A 14200-nucleotide genomic window follows, 5' to 3' on the forward strand; every position below is an offset into this window, starting at 1 on the left:
GGCTGGATCGCAGTGGAGGGGGTGGTCAGGATGCCCGACGATCGACCACGACTGCTGCTCGCCGAAGACGACCCGCAGCTCGGACCGCTCATGGTGAGCGTGCTCGACGAGGTGTACGAGGTGACCCTCGTGCCCGACGGCGGCCAGGCGCTCGAGGCCGCCCAGGAGGGGCTGTACGACGCCCTCGTCATCGACCGGCGCCTTCCCACGCTCGACGGAGTGTCGATCGTCGAGATCCTGCGGCGGAGCGGGAACGACACCCCCGCCCTGATCCTCACGGCCCTCGGGAGCGTGCACGACAAGGTGCGCGGGCTGGATGCCGGGGCCAACGACTACCTCGTGAAGCCCTTCGACTTCGAGGAGCTCTTCGCACGCCTCCGGGCGATCCGGCGCACGAGCGGCGGCGAGGGTCCCTTCGTCCGCATCGGGGCATGGGAGTTCTATCCGGAGTCGCGGGCCGTCTACTCCCCCTACGACGGGCGGGTCATCCTGACCGAGCGCGAGACGTCGCTCCTGCAGCTGTTCGCGACGAATCCCCACCGGACCTTCAGCCGCGAGGAGATCCTGACCGCCGTCTTCGACGCGACGGAGACGCCCGGATCCGTCGACACGTACGTGCACTACCTCCGCCGGAAGCTCGACCCCGACATCGTCACGACGGTGCGCGGCCGCGGGTACCGGCTCGGGATCGTGTCGTGAGTCCGCGGCGCGAGCGCGTCGACGCCGACGAGCTGCTCGTGCGCCGGACGTCGCTTCGCGTCGGTCTGTGGATCACGATCGCGGCGGCCGTGCTGGTGGTCGTCGTGCTGGCAGCCGCGTTCTGGATCGTGTCGTCGCAGGTCTCGCTGAGCGACATCTTCGACACCGGCGAGCGGGACGACCCGGTCCACGTCGGCAGCCGCGACGTGCTGCTCGCGGTGCTCGCGATCGGCACCCTGTGCGTCCTCGTCGTCGGCACCCTGGCACTCGTGGCCACGAGACAGGCGGTCGCCCCGCTCGTCGATGCGCTCCGACGGCAGCGCCGTTTCGTGGCGGATGCCTCGCACGAGCTGCGCACTCCCCTCACCGTGCTCGACACCCGCCTGCAGGTGCTGGAGCGCTCGCTGCGCGCCGATGACGAGCACCGCGAGGTCGTCGGCGCGCTGCGCCGCGACTCGGCGGGGCTCATCGCGGTCGTCGACGACCTCCTCGATTCCGTGCAGTCGCCGGCCGATCGGGACGCGGGCCCGATCTCGGTGGCGGAGGCGGTGCGTGTCGCCGTCGACGCGATGCAGATGCTCGCCGCCGACCGCGGCGTCCGGCTCGTCGGCCGGCCTGTCGCAGCCGATGTCGCGGTCGCGATGCCCGAGGCCACCCTGCACCGCGCCCTCGTCGCGCTCATCGACAACGCCGTCAAGCACTCGTCCGAGGGCGGCAGCGTGATCGTCGAGCCATCCGCGACGCGCACACAGGTGCGCATCGCGGTGAGCGACGAGGGGTCCGGCATCCGCGGGATCTCCCCCGATCGCGTGTTCGACCGGTTCGCGCGCTCGTCGGAGGCGGTCGACGGCGGGGGCTCCTCGCGCACGGGCTACGGCATCGGGCTCTTCCTCGTGCAGGACGCCCTCACGCGCTACGGCGGCGAGGCGTCGGTCGTCGACACCTCGGATCGCGGCACGACCATCGCGATGCGCCTTCCGCGTGCGAAAGCGTCGGGCAGGCCGGTCAGCGACTGAAGAGCGTCACGACGCTGCGATGCAGCCGGATCTCGCTGACGGGATGGAAGCCGAGCGCCTCGAGGTCGGCGACGCCCCACGAGTCCGGCTCGCCGCCCGAGACGTACTCGACGACCCACACCCGGTCGACACCGGCAAAGCGGCCCAGCGCTCCCGCCTCCGCGACGGTGTACTGGCTCGAGTGCCACGTCGAGCGGTCGGCGTACGGCGTCTTCAGCGTCACGTCGCTCACCGCGGCGAACGGCGCGGGGTTCGTGTCGAGAGCCAGGCGCGGCCTCCGCGAGGGGCGCACCTCCTTGTCGAACACGATGGCGTCGCCCGGGACGGCCCGCGCCTGGATCGTCGCGGCGATGTCGTTCCAGTCGGACTGGTTCTTCGCCCACTCGGTGCGCTGACCCGTCCAGACCGGCACGGCGGCGACCACGACGGCCGCGAGCACGACGACGGCGACGGCGCGACCCGGCAGACGGCCTCGCCCTCGCGAGAGCCGGCGGCTGCGCGCGATCGCGCGCAGCCCGAGCGCCATCAGCACGGCGGCGGCCGGCGCGGCCAGCGTGCCGTAGCGCGGCGTGTACACGGCGTCGACGGTGCTGACGGCGAGCAGGATGCCGATCGGGAGGACAAGCCACGCGAGGGCGAGCGGCTCCAGATGCGGCGGCGCCGCGCGCCGGCCACGCCGCACGTACGCGACGATCGCGATCAGGATGAGCGCCCAGGCGAGCACGGCGAAGGGCCAGGCGCCGAACCACATGTTCACCAGCACGGCGTTGGCGTTGAGCCGGCCGCGCTCCGCCAGGAAGGCGATCTGCTTGCGCTCCGCGAGCGCGAGGACGATGACGGGGGCTGCCGCGACGGCGGCCGCCGCGGAGGCGATCGCCCAGCGGCGCAGCTGCCGCCGTCCGCGCAGATCGGCGACCAGCGCGATGCCGACGACGATCGCCATGAGCCCGAGATAGAGGAAGGTGTAGACGCCGAGGGCGAGGAGGGCGCCGTACGCCACCCACCAGCGCCGGGACGGGGAATCCCGTCTCAGGATCTCGATCGTGAGGACGCACAGGATCGCGGCGATCGCGGCGTCGAAGGCGTAGGCACGAGCCTCGGCCCCGGCATAGGTCATGCGCGGCAGGATCGCCGCGAGCAGCCCGCTGAGCACGGCGAACCGCACTGAGCCGAAACGTCCGCAGAGCCAGGCGACTGCCGCGGCGGTGACCCCCGCCGCGACGGCGGACGGGAAGCGCACCGAGAACGGGCTCGCCCCGAACACCTCGACCCACGCGTGCAGGCCGAGGTAGTACGCGCCGTGGACGGCGTCGACGTGGAGGAGCATCGCCATGAGCGATGAGACCGGCCGCTGCGCCGACAGGACGCTCGCCGCCTCGTCGCCCCAGAGCGACGGGATCCACGAGCCGATCAGCGACACCATCATGCCGATCGCACCGACGACCACGGCGGCCCGCCGCAGCCGGACGGCCGAGGCGACCCCCGTCCGGATCGCCTCGACCGTGCGGTCGTTCGCGCCGACGGACGCCGCCGTGCTCGTCACCATCACGTCCACTCCTCGACCGTGACTCCCCCGCGCTAAGAATCCGCTCAGAACCCTTCGCGTGCAACGGGGGCGCCGATCCGGATCCCCCCGCCGCGGTTCACGGTAGGCGGCCTCGGCGCGTGGTCGCCCGGGGGTGGCGCGGGGCGAGCCGATGGGCTACGGGGGCCCGACCCGTCGAGCGCTGCACTTTCCTGCGAGCGCTGGGTCCGCGCGACGCGGCGCTCGCAGGAAAGTGCAGCGCTCGCGCGGAGACGGCGAAGGCCCGCCGCATCCATCCGGATGCGACGGGCCTCTGCGCGAGAAGGGTCAGGACCCCGAGCGGCGCTTGTTGTAGACGTCGAAGGCCACCGCCAGCAGCAGCACGAGGCCCTTCACGGCCTGCTGCCACTCGATGCCGATGCCCATGATCGACATGCCGTTGTTCAGGACGCCGATGATCAGACCACCGATGATGGCTCCGCCGATCGTGCCGACGCCGCCCTGCACCGCCGCGCCGCCGATGAAGGCGGCCGAGATCGCCTCGAGCTCGAAGCCGTCACCGGCCTTGGGCCCCGCGAGGTTGAGGCGCGCCGTGAAGATGAGGCCCGCGAGAGCGGCGAGGAAGCCCATGTTGACGAAGAGCCAGAAGTCGACCCGGCGCGTCTTGATGCCGGAGAGCTCCGCGGCGTGACGGTTGCCGCCGATCGCGTAGATGTGGCGGCCGAACACCGTGCGGTTCATGACGAGGCTGTACACGAGGATCAGGACCGCGAGGATGATCAGCGTCACGGGGATGCCCTTGTACGAGGCGAGCGCCCACGTGAACCAGGCGATGACCGCCGAGATGAGCACGAGCTTGATGATGAACCACGTCAGCGGCTCGACCTCCTGGCCGTACTTCGAGCGGCCGGCGCGGGTGCGAACCTGCTGCACGATGATCGCGACGATCGCGACGGCGCCGATCGCGAGCGTGAACAGGTCGGGGTCGCTCTCGCCGAAGAGGCTCGAGAGGAAGCCGTTGCCGAGCGCGCGGTACTCCGTGGGGAACGAGCCGATGTTCGCGTTGCCGAGCACGACGAGCGCGAGGCCGCGGAAGATCAGCATGCCCGCGAGCGTGACGATGAAGGCCGGGATGCCGGCGAACGCGACCCAGAAGCCCTGCCAGGCGCCGACCGCGGCGCCGATGGCGAGCGAGAGGATCACCGAGAGCCACCAGGGCAGCCCCCAATTGACGGCGAACACGCCCGAGCAGGCGCCGACGAAGGCCGCGACGGAGCCTACCGAGAGGTCGATGTGGCCGGCGATGATGACCATCACCATGCCGATCGCGAGGACGAGGATGTACCCGTTCTGCACGACGAGGTTCGAGATGTTCTGCGGGCGCAGGATGATGCCGTTCGTCAGGAACGCGAACAGCGCGACGACGGCGATGAGGGCGATGAAGATGCCGTTCTTGCCGAGGTCGCTCAGCACGTGGCTGAGCCAGTTGGTGAACTTGTTGTCGGGCGGGTTGATGTTCGAACCGACGGCGGTGTCGCTGGATGTCTGTGTCATGTCAATCACTCCTGCGCGCGGTCAGCGCGGCTTCTCCATGGTCATGAGCTTGAGGACGGATTCGGGGGTCGCCTCTTCGATGGGCAGCTCGCCCGTGATGCGCCCCTCGGAGAGGGCGTACACGCGGTCGGAGATGCCGAGCAGCTCGGGCAGCTCGGACGAGATCACGATGATCCCCTTACCGGATGCCGCGAGCTGGTTGATGATCGTGTAGATCTCGTACTTGGCGCCGACGTCGATGCCGCGGGTCGGCTCGTCGAGGATCAGGACGTCGGGATCGGAGTAGATCCACTTCGACAGCACGACCTTCTGCTGGTTGCCGCCGGACAGCTTGCCGGTCTTGACCAGGACGCTCGGCGCCTTGATGTTCATGCTCTTGCGGAAGTCGTTGGCGACCTTGAACTCCTCGTTGTCGTCGACGAGCCCACTCTTCGCGAGCCGCCCGAGCGACGCCATGGAGATGTTCCGCTTGATGTCCTCGATGAGGTTGAGGCCGTAGGTCTTGCGGTCCTCGGTCGCGTACGCGATGCCGTTCTGGATCGCCTCCGCGACCGTGCGCGTCTTGATCTCGGTGCCGCGCATGAAGACCTTGCCCGAGATGCGGGTGCCGTACGAGTGACCGAAGAGGCTCATCGCGAATTCCGTTCGGCCCGCGCCCATGAGGCCCGCGATGCCGACGATCTCGCCGGCGCGGACCGTGATCGAGACGTTGTCGACGACGACGCGGGTCGGGTCCTGCGGGTGGTGGGCCGTCCAGTCCTCGACGCGCAGCAGCTCTTCGCCGATCTGCGGCTCGTGGTCGGGATAGCGGTGCTCGAGATCGCGGCCGACCATGTCCTTGATGATGCGGTCTTCCGTCACGTCGGACTTGGCGATCGTCTCGATCGTCTTGCCGTCACGGATGACCGTCACCGTGTCGGCGACCTTTTTGATCTCGTTGAGCTTGTGGCTGATGATGATCGACGTGATGCCCTCCTCGCGGAGGCTCATGATCAGCTCGAGCAGGTGGTCGGAGTCCTCGTCGTTGAGCGCCGCGGTCGGCTCGTCGAGGATGAGGAGCTTGACCTCCTTCGACAGCGCCTTCGCGATCTCGACGAGCTGCTGCTTGCCGACGCCGATCTGGTTGATCTTGGTGGTCGGGTTGTCGCGCAGGCCGACGCGCTTGAGCAGCTCGCCCGCCTCGTAGTTCGTCTTGTTCCAGTCGATGAGGCCGCCGGACTTGCGCTCGTTGTTGAGGAAGATGTTCTCGGCGATCGAGAGGTAGGGGCTGAGAGCCAGCTCCTGGTGGATGATGACGATGCCCTTGGCCTCGCTGTCGTTGAGGTTCTTGAACTCGACCTCTTCGCCCGCGTAGATGATCTGGCCGTCATACGTGCCATGCGGATAGACGCCCGACAGCACCTTCATGAGGGTGGACTTCCCTGCGCCGTTCTCGCCGCAGATCGCGTGGATCTCTCCGCGCTCCACCTCGAAGTTGACGTTCGAGAGCGCCTTGACGCCGGGGAATGTCTTGGTGATGCCGCGCATCTGGAGAATGTGTTCAGTCATCCCTGTTCCTGCTCCTTGCCGATGGACCGGCCCCGCCGGCGAGGACACCGCGGTGGTGTCCTCGCCGGCGAGCCCAGACGTCAGGCTGTTCAGCCGTTGATCTGGTCGGCGGTGTAGTAGCCGCTGTCGACGAGGACCTCGTTGATGTTGTCCTTGACGACGATCTGCGACTCGAGGAGGTACGACGGCACGACCTTCTTGCCGTTGTCGTAGTCCTTGGTGTTGTTGACCTCGGGGTCCTTGCCGCTGAGCAGGTCGACGGCCATCGCCACGGCGACGTCGGCGAGCTTGCGCGTGTCCTTGAAGATCGACGCGTACTGCTCACCGCGGTTGATCGCCTTGACCGAGTCGAGCTCGGAGTCCTGACCCGAGATGATCGGCCACTCGGCGCCGGTCGTGTAGCCGGCGTCGGTCAGGGCCGAGATGATGCCGCGCGAGATGCCGTCGTAGGGCGAGAGCACTGCGTTGACCTTCGAGCCGTCCGAGTAGTTGGCCGTGAGGATGTCCTCCATGCGGCTCTGGGCGGTCTCCCCGTCCCAGCGCAGCGTCGCGACCTGCTGGAAGTCGGTCTGGCCCGACTTCACCTCCAGCACACCGGAGTCGATGTAGGGCTGCAGGGTGTCCATCGCGCCGTTGAAGAAGAACGTCGCGTTGTTGTCGTCGGGCGAACCGGCGAACAGCTCGATGTTGAACGGACCCGCGGGGGCGTCCGCCTTCTTCGTGCCGTCCAGCTCGACCAGGCCCAGGCCGTTGAGCACCGAGTTGGCCTGCTGCACGCCGACCTTGTAGTTGTCGAACGACGCGTAGTAGTCCACGTTCTCGGTGTCGCGGATGAGGCGGTCGTAGGCGATGACGGGGATGTCCGCGTCCGCGGCATCCTGCAGCACCTCACTGAGCGTGGTGCCGTCGATCGACGCGATGATCAGCGCCTCGGCGCCCTTCGTGATCATGTTCTCGATCTGCGAGACCTGCGTGGGGATGTCGTCCTCTGCGTACTGCAGGTCGACCTTGTAGCCCTGCTTCTCGAGGGCCTCCTTCACCGAGTTGCCGTCGGCGATCCAGCGCTCCGAGCTCTTGGTGGGCATCGCGACGCCGACGAGGCCGCCGTCGCCGCCGCCATTGCCGCTGTCCCCCGAACCGGAGGTGCCCGAGCATGCCGACAGCATGAGCGCGCCCGCCGCGATCGCGGCGAACACGAACTTCTTTGCCTTCACTGTGTTTCCTTTCAACGTGACGTCTTCGTCTTGGTAGCGATATTCAGTTGTCGTCCTGAGCGAGTGGATGCCGCGGCCCGGCCGGCCGGCGGAGTCTGGAGAGCGGCGCGCGCCTCGTACAGGCGGTCGACGTCGCTCTGCGGGAGGGGGCTCGGAAGGCCTCCGTCGCGGGCCAGCTGCACGATCCGCGCGACGCCCTCGACCAGTGCGGCGCGGTTGGCCGCGTCCTTCACGGTCGAGCCGAGCACGACGGGCCCGAGGTTCTGGAGCAGCACGGCGCGGGGGCGCCGGCCCGCGAGCGCGTCGACGACGCCCCGCCCGAGCGAATCGTCATCGGCGAGGGTGAGCGGGCCGGTGGGCACGGGGCCGCCGAACTCCTCGGCGATGATCGCGAGCACGCAGGGGATCTCCTGGCCGCGCGCGGCCCAGGCCGACGCGTAGGGCGAGAGGGCGTGGACGATCCCGCCGACGTCGGTCATGTGCCGGTAGACGTACGCGTGGGAGAGGGATGCCGCGCTCGGCGCGGCCTCGCTGCCCGGTGTGCCGGCGATCGACGCGCCGTCGAGCCCGCACAGCACGAGGTTCTCGGGGGCGACATCGGCGAACGCGGTGCCCGCCGGCGTGATGACGAACAGGTCGGCGCCCGGGACCTTGCCCGAGACCGAGCCGCCCGCAGCAAGAGCCAGGCCGTCGCGCACGAGATCGGCGTGGACGGCCGCGACATCGGCGCGCGCACGTGCGATCGCGACCTCCGTCTTGACGCCGCTCACGTACTTCTCGCGAAGCTCGGCGTCTCTGCCCTGCGCCACCGGCTGGCTCCTTCGTTGGATGCGGAACTCGACGTGACGGTCGTGTGACCGTTCACATCGAGACACTATAGCCAGGGGTCGAACGGGGCTGTCAACCGCAGATCATCTCGTCTTGATAACGAGGCCCCGGAGCTCAGCGCACGGCGGCGGTCGAGCGGCGCACGAGCAGCTCGGGGACGATCGTGGCCGGACCCGGCTCCGCGCCCTCGTCCGTCGGCCCCAGCAGGGCCTCGACGCACCGGCGCCCCAGCTCGGCGAAATCCTGCCGGACGGTGGTGAGCGGAGGCCAGAAGTGCGCGCTCTCGGGGATGTCGTCGAAGCCGACGATGCTGATGTCGCCGGGCACATCCAGACCCTCGTCGCGCACGGCGTGCATGAACCCGAGCGCCATCTGGTCGTTGGACGAGAAGACGGCAGTGAAGTCGCGCACCCGCAGCAGCTCCCGACCCGCGTAGTAGCCGAACTCGGCCGTCCAGTCCCCCAGGATGGGGGCCGTGGTCGGCACGTCGCTCGCGCTCATCTCCGCGAGGAACCCCTTCATGCGGGCCTCCGCCTCGATCCAGTCCTGCGGACCGGCGATGTGGTAGATCCCACGATGTCCCAGGCTGATCAGGTGTTTCGTTGCGAGGCGGGCTCCCGCCACCTGGTCGACGGACAGCATGTGATCGACGTCGAGGTCGGTCGACTGCAGCGTCACGTACGGCACCTCGAGGGGCTGCGAGGCCAGGGCGCGGAGCACCCGCAGCTGCGGGGCGATGACGACGAGACCCTCGATCGACTGGGCGAGCAGATGCGCGAGCCCCTCGGGGATCGACTGCGGATCGGAGGCGTCGATGTTCGCCGTGCTGACCCAGTAGCCGCGCGTGCGCGCCGCCTCCTCGATCGCCGCGATGCTCGACGCCGGCCCGTACATCGTGCTCGAGGCGGCGAGGATTCCGATCGTGTGCGACCGGCTCGTCACGAGCGCCCGAGCGGCCTGATTGGGGCGGTAGTTCAGATCGGACATGACCTGCGTCACGCGCTCGCGCGTCTCAGGGCGCACACTGGGGTGGTTGTTCAACACCCGCGACACCGTCTGGTACGAGACATCCGCGAGGCGCGCGACATCACGGATGCTCGGCCGGCGAGCTGCAGCGTCTTCGCTCATGTCATTTCCGATGGAGGAATGTGTACGGTCACATACAGACTGTCATAAACTCGCCGCTTCAGCGCGAGAACGCCTCTCCCGTGCGTGTGACAGTCACATGGAACGCGAAGAACGATTGCCCCGTCGCGCACAGCTGTCACATCTTCGTCACATCTCTAGGATCGGACCAGTGGACTTCTCGAAGTATCTCCCGCTGAGCCAGCGGCGCAGCGACGACGACGAGTCGGCAGTGACGAGCGATCGCAGAGCCGAGATCGCTTCCACCGTCGACCGCGCCCGCGAGTTGCTCTCAGAAATGGATGCGGAGCGTCCGGACGCCGCGCGTCGCTTCGTCGCGGAGGCAGGCCTTGCGGCGGCGGGCGCAGCATCCACCGATCCGCTCGATCTGTCGGCGATCGCCGACGAGGTGCGCACCGGACGGAAGCGCAAGGTCTCCGAGCTCGCGCGCGCTGTGCGCGCCGTGCTGGAGCTCGCGGACGAATGCGGAGAGTCGGCTGGCCTGCCCTCGCTCACGCTCGGCGCCGTGGCCCTCTACGCCTCGGGGACGGCTCCGTTCGACCGGCGCGCCGTCATATCCGGGCACACGGTGAAGGCGATCGACGCCGATTGGCAGTTCGGCAGTGGGCCGGAGCTGCGCGGCACCGCCGAGGGCATCGCACGCTTTCTCCTGGCGCTCTCCGACACTCCCCCGCGCGCGCCGCGCGCGTGACGACGGCTCAGCTGCCGCCGTTCAGCGCTCCGATGAGGCCGGAGACGATCATGTACAGCCCGACCGCGCTCACGAGGACCCAGATTCCGATGCGCGTCGCACTGACGCGGGGACGATCCTCGGGGGCGGGCATGCGTCCAGCCTAAACGAGGTCGCCCCGCGCCGTGAGGCGCGGGGCGACCATCGGGACGGGCGGCTTACTTGAAGGCGTCCTTCACGTTCTCGCCGGCCTGCTTGAGGTTTGCCTTGGCCTGGTCGGCCTGGCCCTCGGCCTCGAGTCGCTCGTTGTCCGTGGCGTCGCCGACGGCTTCCTTCGCCTTGCCTCCGGCTTCCTGAGCAGCGTTCTTGATCTTGTCGTCGAGTCCCATGGCGCCTCCTTGGTTCGATCGCGTCTTCATTGGACGTCTTCCACGCTAGGCACGACGTCCCTGCGAGGCACGCCCTTGCATCGGTGGAACGGATGAGGTACTGGATCAGCGCGTGACGTGGCGACGACGCGTGACGGCGACGTAGATGCCGAGGACGATGATCGCCCCGATGATCGAGCCGATGATGCCGGACGGCTGCAGGAAGCCGCCGTTGGGGTCGGCGCCGAAGATCACGAAGCCGAGGAATCCCCCGACGAACGAGCCGACGATGCCGAGCACGATCGTCATGAGGATGCCGATGTTCTGCTTCCCCGGAATGACCGCGCGTGCGATGAGGCCCGCGATGAGGCCGATGATGATGAGTCCGATGATGGTCCAGAGCATGATCTTCCCTTTCTCCGTATGTGAGCCGGGCGATCAGGCACCGGCGTTCGGGTCGCATCAACGTAGCAATTTCCGGGAATCAGCGGTCTTTTCGCTGTGAGATATGTACAGATGGATGCCGATCGGGTACTCTGTGCACTCGCGTCAGAGTCTGGCGTATCGTGCGCGCGCGAAGCAGAAGACGCCGTAGACGATGAGGCCTGCCCCAACGACCCAGAGGATGACCGCTCCGAACGGCAGTGCGGCCAGGCTGTGCAGCGCGGCATCCAGTCCTCCCGCGGCCTGCGGATCGTGCACGATGGCGGCGACGACGAACAGGATGCCGGTGACGGCGACGGCGATGCCCTTCGCGATGTAGCCCACGACCCCGAACGTCACGATGCCGGGGCGGGCGATGTTGGGCGGAAGCGCCAGGTGCTTCTTGAAGGCCCGGGTGGCTCCGCGCACGATGAAGGCGACGCCGATGCCGGCGACGATGAGCCCCACGAGCACGACGAGGAAGATCCCGCCCGGGGCCCCCATCAGCTTCGCACTGAAGCTCTGGGTCGACTGCGACGAGTCGGACTGGCCTCCCAGCGCATAGATGAGCGCGGTGAAGCCGATCGCGAGGTAGGCGAGAGCCGTGCCCACGTACTTCGCGCGGTACCCCCACTTCTTCTTGGTGTCGGGGTCGCGCTCCAGCACGGCCTCCGCGATCTGCCAGAGCGCGAGCGCGGCGAGTCCGAGAGCGATGACCCACAGCAGCACCACACCGGCAGGAGCTTTCTGGATCTGCTCCATGGCGCCGCCCTGATCGGCCTCACCTCCCCCTCCGGTCGCGACGGAGATGGCGATGAAGCCGATGACGAGGTGGACGATCCCGAGGACGACGTAGCCGATCCGCGCCGCGACGCGGAAGGCCGTCGAATCTTGAGCCGCTCGGGCAGCGACCTTCGGTGTACTCATAGCCGAACAGTAGCGACGCTGTCCGCGCGCGGAAACGCCTTGACGAGCGAGCCCGGATGCGTCAGTCGCCCGCCGGCGGCGCCTCTCGCTTGCGGAGGGCGCGCCGGTCGCGGATGGCCTCGACCGCGCACCACACGAGGCACCCGACCGCGATGCCCTCCAGCAGGCCCGCGACCACGTCGCTGAGCCAGTGGGCGTGGAGGTAGGTGCGGCTCCACATCATGAGCCCGACCCAGACGACCCCGCTCACCCAGATCCACCAGCGCCGGAGGATCAGGGCGAGGGTGAGGAAGACGGTCGTCGCGACCGCGGTGTGGCCGGAGGGGAACGACGTCGCCACCTTCTCGGCCAGCGAGTCGGTCGGTCTTGCGCGCGCGATGATGGCGGCCATCGGTGCCCCGATCGCGACGACGATGATGATCGCGGCCGCCATGTTGGCGGCATCCCAGTATCTGCGTCTCAGCGCGAAGGCCGAGACGAGCACGATCCCGATGACGATCATGCCGATCGTGCCGCCGACCGTCGCGGGGATCCAGGCGATGAAGATCCCCGCGTCCGTCTCAGTCGCGACCATCAGCGTGTGCCACCAGACGTCGCCGGGCAGAGGGTCGTGCCCGCCCAGGGCGACGAAGAGCCGCAGCACGGCGAAGAGGATCGTCGCGACGATGCCGACGATGAGCACGATCCAGCGACGCTGGTCGACCCGGACGGGCGCTGTGGTCTGGGGCTGATCGACGGTCATGGCCGGCGAGCCGTGGACAGGATGCGGTAGTGCATGGATAGATGGTGCCAGAGGGCGCGACGTACGCAATGTCGGCGTGGCCGCGTAGATTTGCAGCGCGGGACCAGGACCGCCGTGGAAGGGTGATGGGGATGCCGTTTCGCAGTCAGCGGACTCTCGAGGTGTGGCTTGACGAGTTCCGCCGCGAGGGGCATGGCGCCCCCGGTGCGCTCAAGGTGATTCAGCAAGACGGCGAGGACGGCGCGAACACCGGCCTCGTCAGCGTGCGCCTCGCCTACGCGTCGACTGTCGTCTACATCCAGCCGGAGGCGCCGTACTCCGCGAAGTGGGTCGTGACGCTGGAGCCGCGACCGGATCTCGTCGTGCTCGACGCGGACGGAGTGGACCAGCTGGCCGACGAACTCGCGATGGTCGCCGCGCTGTGCCGCTTCCTCGAGGCGAAGTCCGCAGCCTTCATCGGCACCGACGCGCCCTAGCGTCGCCGCCCTCGGCTCAGCGCGCGGCGCGATCCACGACGACGGACGTCAGCGAACCGAGGAGCTCGGCGAACCTCAGCACCTCGCCCTCGTCGGCGGTGAGCACGGCCTCGTCGAAGTCGTCGTCGAACCGGGTGAGGGCCACCCACGGCTCTTGCCCGAGATCGATCGTCAACGAGATGCGGTTGACCCGGCGATCGCTCGGATCCACATCGCGGCGCACGGCGCCGCGGTCGACCAGCCGGTCGATGAGCGCCGTGATGCCGGCGGCCGTGATGCCGAGATGCTCTCGCAGCTGGGTCGGCCTTATGCCGGGATTGTCGGCGATGTGCAGGAGCGCGGTCGCGTCGCCTTCTCCGATGCCCAGTTCGCGGCGAGCGGCGCCGATGGCCGCAGATCGTGCCCGGCCGTACTCCATCAGCGCGTGGCGAAGGCCCGGCATGTTGAGTGCATCGCTCATCACAGTCCCCTTCCGGAGCCTCGCTCAGGTTGAGTGTAGCGCGTCTTTTCACTCAGTTGATATTTCAGCTATCTATTTAAATCAGTGAAGTTTTGCATTATGCTCGAACAGCGGGAGTCGACGCATCGGGCGTCCCTCGTCCTCCCACACAGCGAAGGGAGTCCCCGTGGGCTACCTGTATTACGGCGACAGCCGCGACGGCATCGAGGTGCCCGACCTGCTGCTCGCCCACCTGAAAGTCGTCATCACCACCAAGCTGCGCCGACGCGAGAGCTTCACCCTGACGTGGCGGCACGATCTCGGCGAATCGCACGGCCGGTCCGCCCTCTGGCTGCAGGAGGCCATTCCCCTGCGCTTCGTCTTCACCCGCTCGACTCCCGACGAGCTGCAGCCGTCCGTGCTGCAGGAATTCACGCACATGGCCAACTCCACCGCAGGGCTCACGGTCGATCTCCGGGACTGGATGGAAGAGAAGGCTCCGGCAGAGGAGCTCGTTCCGACCGCCGCATGAGCCTTGTCCCTCGGCCGGAGTGAACCCGGCGGCTCGCTGGCCCGTGTCATCTGCAGGGCCTAGAAGGCGGGCCACCGATCGGAAGCCGGTGAA

The 14200-nt window shown here is 68.4% G+C and carries 17 protein-coding genes; 5 read left to right on the forward strand and 12 right to left on the reverse strand.

From position 1 onward, the window contains the following. The first annotated feature begins 30 nt into the window (after nt 1–30). Together AAIB33_RS13345 and AAIB33_RS13350 are read left to right on the forward strand one after the other, a co-directional pair. Nucleotides 31–699, forward strand: coding sequence for a response regulator transcription factor (locus AAIB33_RS13345; RefSeq protein WP_345800449.1), 669 nt, complete (start codon nt 31–33; stop codon nt 697–699). Beyond that, a complete protein-coding gene (locus AAIB33_RS13350; protein WP_345800450.1) occupies nt 696–1715 on the forward strand; it encodes a HAMP domain-containing sensor histidine kinase in 1020 nt (339 codons plus the stop codon). Before AAIB33_RS13345 ends, AAIB33_RS13350 begins: the two co-directional genes overlap by 4 nt. Here AAIB33_RS13350 and AAIB33_RS13355 read toward each other — a convergent pair. The 6 genes from AAIB33_RS13355 to AAIB33_RS13380 all read right to left on the reverse strand — a co-directional run bounded on the left by AAIB33_RS13355 (nt 1705) and on the right by AAIB33_RS13380 (nt 9512). Then, the gene (locus AAIB33_RS13355) at nt 1705–3261 is read right to left on the reverse strand and encodes a glycosyltransferase family 39 protein (RefSeq protein WP_345800451.1); all 1557 of its coding nucleotides are present in this window, start codon (nt 3259–3261) and stop codon (nt 1705–1707) included. The genes AAIB33_RS13350 and AAIB33_RS13355 overlap by 11 nt on opposite strands. Before the next feature lie 306 nt (nt 3262–3567). Further along, entirely contained in the window at nt 3568–4800 is a 1233-nt protein-coding gene (mmsB, locus tag AAIB33_RS13360; protein WP_345803436.1) for a multiple monosaccharide ABC transporter permease, read from the reverse strand. 15 nt (nt 4801–4815) lie between these two features. Continuing rightward, nucleotides 4816–6342: a multiple monosaccharide ABC transporter ATP-binding protein gene (gene mmsA / locus AAIB33_RS13365; RefSeq protein ID WP_345800452.1), complete on the reverse strand. Its 1527-nt coding sequence runs from the start codon at nt 6340–6342 to the stop codon at nt 4816–4818. A gap of 89 nt (nt 6343–6431) precedes the next feature. Next, a complete protein-coding gene (gene chvE, locus AAIB33_RS13370; protein WP_345800453.1) occupies nt 6432–7556 on the reverse strand; it encodes a multiple monosaccharide ABC transporter substrate-binding protein in 1125 nt (374 codons plus the stop codon). An 11-nt stretch (nt 7557–7567) separates the two neighbouring features. Further along, complete coding sequence (locus AAIB33_RS13375) at nt 7568–8365, reverse strand: class II aldolase/adducin family protein (protein ID WP_345800454.1); 798 nt, start codon at nt 8363–8365, stop codon at nt 7568–7570. A 133-nt stretch (nt 8366–8498) separates the two neighbouring features. Beyond that, entirely contained in the window at nt 8499–9512 is a 1014-nt protein-coding gene (locus tag AAIB33_RS13380) for a LacI family DNA-binding transcriptional regulator (protein ID WP_345800455.1), read from the reverse strand. 97 nt (nt 9513–9609) lie between these two features. On the opposite strand from AAIB33_RS13380, the gene AAIB33_RS13385 reads away from it, so the two are divergent. Beyond that, nucleotides 9610–10221, forward strand: coding sequence for a hypothetical protein (locus tag AAIB33_RS13385; protein WP_345800456.1), 612 nt, complete (start codon nt 9610–9612; stop codon nt 10219–10221). Nucleotides 10222–10228: 7 nt separating this feature from the next. On the opposite strand, the gene AAIB33_RS13390 is transcribed toward AAIB33_RS13385, so the two are convergent. The 5 genes from AAIB33_RS13390 to AAIB33_RS13410 all read right to left on the reverse strand — a co-directional run bounded on the left by AAIB33_RS13390 (nt 10229) and on the right by AAIB33_RS13410 (nt 12660). Continuing rightward, on the reverse strand, nt 10229–10354 hold the full coding sequence (locus tag AAIB33_RS13390) for a hypothetical protein (protein ID WP_345800457.1): 126 nt from the start codon (nt 10352–10354) through the stop codon (nt 10229–10231). Nucleotides 10355–10418: 64 nt separating this feature from the next. After that, complete coding sequence (locus AAIB33_RS13395; RefSeq protein ID WP_345800458.1) at nt 10419–10589, reverse strand: CsbD family protein; 171 nt, start codon at nt 10587–10589, stop codon at nt 10419–10421. Nucleotides 10590–10694: 105 nt separating this feature from the next. Continuing rightward, on the reverse strand, nt 10695–10973 hold the full coding sequence (locus AAIB33_RS13400) for a GlsB/YeaQ/YmgE family stress response membrane protein (RefSeq protein WP_345800459.1): 279 nt from the start codon (nt 10971–10973) through the stop codon (nt 10695–10697). A gap of 144 nt (nt 10974–11117) precedes the next feature. Continuing rightward, a complete protein-coding gene (locus tag AAIB33_RS13405; RefSeq protein ID WP_345800460.1) occupies nt 11118–11918 on the reverse strand; it encodes a DUF1206 domain-containing protein in 801 nt (266 codons plus the stop codon). Nucleotides 11919–11979: 61 nt separating this feature from the next. Beyond that, nucleotides 11980–12660, reverse strand: coding sequence for a phosphatase PAP2 family protein (locus AAIB33_RS13410; RefSeq protein ID WP_345800461.1), 681 nt, complete (start codon nt 12658–12660; stop codon nt 11980–11982). 131 nt (nt 12661–12791) lie between these two features. Here AAIB33_RS13410 and AAIB33_RS13415 point away from each other — a divergent pair, with 131 nt between their 5' ends. Then, nucleotides 12792–13136, forward strand: a complete 345-nt coding sequence (locus AAIB33_RS13415) for a hypothetical protein (RefSeq protein ID WP_345800462.1) — start codon at nt 12792–12794, stop codon at nt 13134–13136. Between the two features lie 16 nt (nt 13137–13152). Here the strand turns inward: AAIB33_RS13415 and AAIB33_RS13420 are convergent, their stop codons facing one another. Beyond that, nucleotides 13153–13596 (reverse strand): MarR family transcriptional regulator, encoded by a 444-nt coding sequence (locus AAIB33_RS13420; RefSeq protein ID WP_345800463.1) that lies wholly within the window; start codon nt 13594–13596, stop codon nt 13153–13155. A gap of 166 nt (nt 13597–13762) precedes the next feature. Between AAIB33_RS13420 and AAIB33_RS13425 the strand changes: the two genes are divergently transcribed. After that, nucleotides 13763–14107, forward strand: coding sequence for a hypothetical protein (locus tag AAIB33_RS13425; protein ID WP_345800464.1), 345 nt, complete (start codon nt 13763–13765; stop codon nt 14105–14107). Nucleotides 14108–14200 lie beyond the last annotated feature (93 nt).

It is taken from the genome of Microbacterium sp. AZCO (assembly GCF_039614715.1).
Taxonomy (GTDB): Bacteria; Actinomycetota; Actinomycetes; order Actinomycetales; family Microbacteriaceae; genus Microbacterium.

Coding starts and splice junctions, on each gene's coding strand:
- AAIB33_RS13345 (WP_345800449.1), top strand. CDS start 31: ATGCCCGACGATCGACCACGACTGCTGCTCGCCGAAGACGACCCGCAG.
- AAIB33_RS13355 (WP_345800451.1), bottom strand. CDS start 3,261: ATGGTGACGAGCACGGCGGCGTCCGTCGGCGCGAACGACCGCACGGTC.
- mmsA (WP_345800452.1), bottom strand. CDS start 6,342: ATGACTGAACACATTCTCCAGATGCGCGGCATCACCAAGACATTCCCC.
- AAIB33_RS13380 (WP_345800455.1), bottom strand. CDS start 9,512: ATGAGCGAAGACGCTGCAGCTCGCCGGCCGAGCATCCGTGATGTCGCG.
- AAIB33_RS13385 (WP_345800456.1), top strand. CDS start 9,610: ATGGAACGCGAAGAACGATTGCCCCGTCGCGCACAGCTGTCACATCTT.
- AAIB33_RS13390 (WP_345800457.1), bottom strand. CDS start 10,354: ATGCCCGCCCCCGAGGATCGTCCCCGCGTCAGTGCGACGCGCATCGGA.
- AAIB33_RS13395 (WP_345800458.1), bottom strand. CDS start 10,589: ATGGGACTCGACGACAAGATCAAGAACGCTGCTCAGGAAGCCGGAGGC.
- AAIB33_RS13400 (WP_345800459.1), bottom strand. CDS start 10,973: ATGCTCTGGACCATCATCGGACTCATCATCATCGGCCTCATCGCGGGC.
- AAIB33_RS13405 (WP_345800460.1), bottom strand. CDS start 11,918: ATGAGTACACCGAAGGTCGCTGCCCGAGCGGCTCAAGATTCGACGGCC.
- AAIB33_RS13410 (WP_345800461.1), bottom strand. CDS start 12,660: ATGACCGTCGATCAGCCCCAGACCACAGCGCCCGTCCGGGTCGACCAG.
- AAIB33_RS13415 (WP_345800462.1), top strand. CDS start 12,792: ATGCCGTTTCGCAGTCAGCGGACTCTCGAGGTGTGGCTTGACGAGTTC.
- AAIB33_RS13420 (WP_345800463.1), bottom strand. CDS start 13,596: ATGAGCGATGCACTCAACATGCCGGGCCTTCGCCACGCGCTGATGGAG.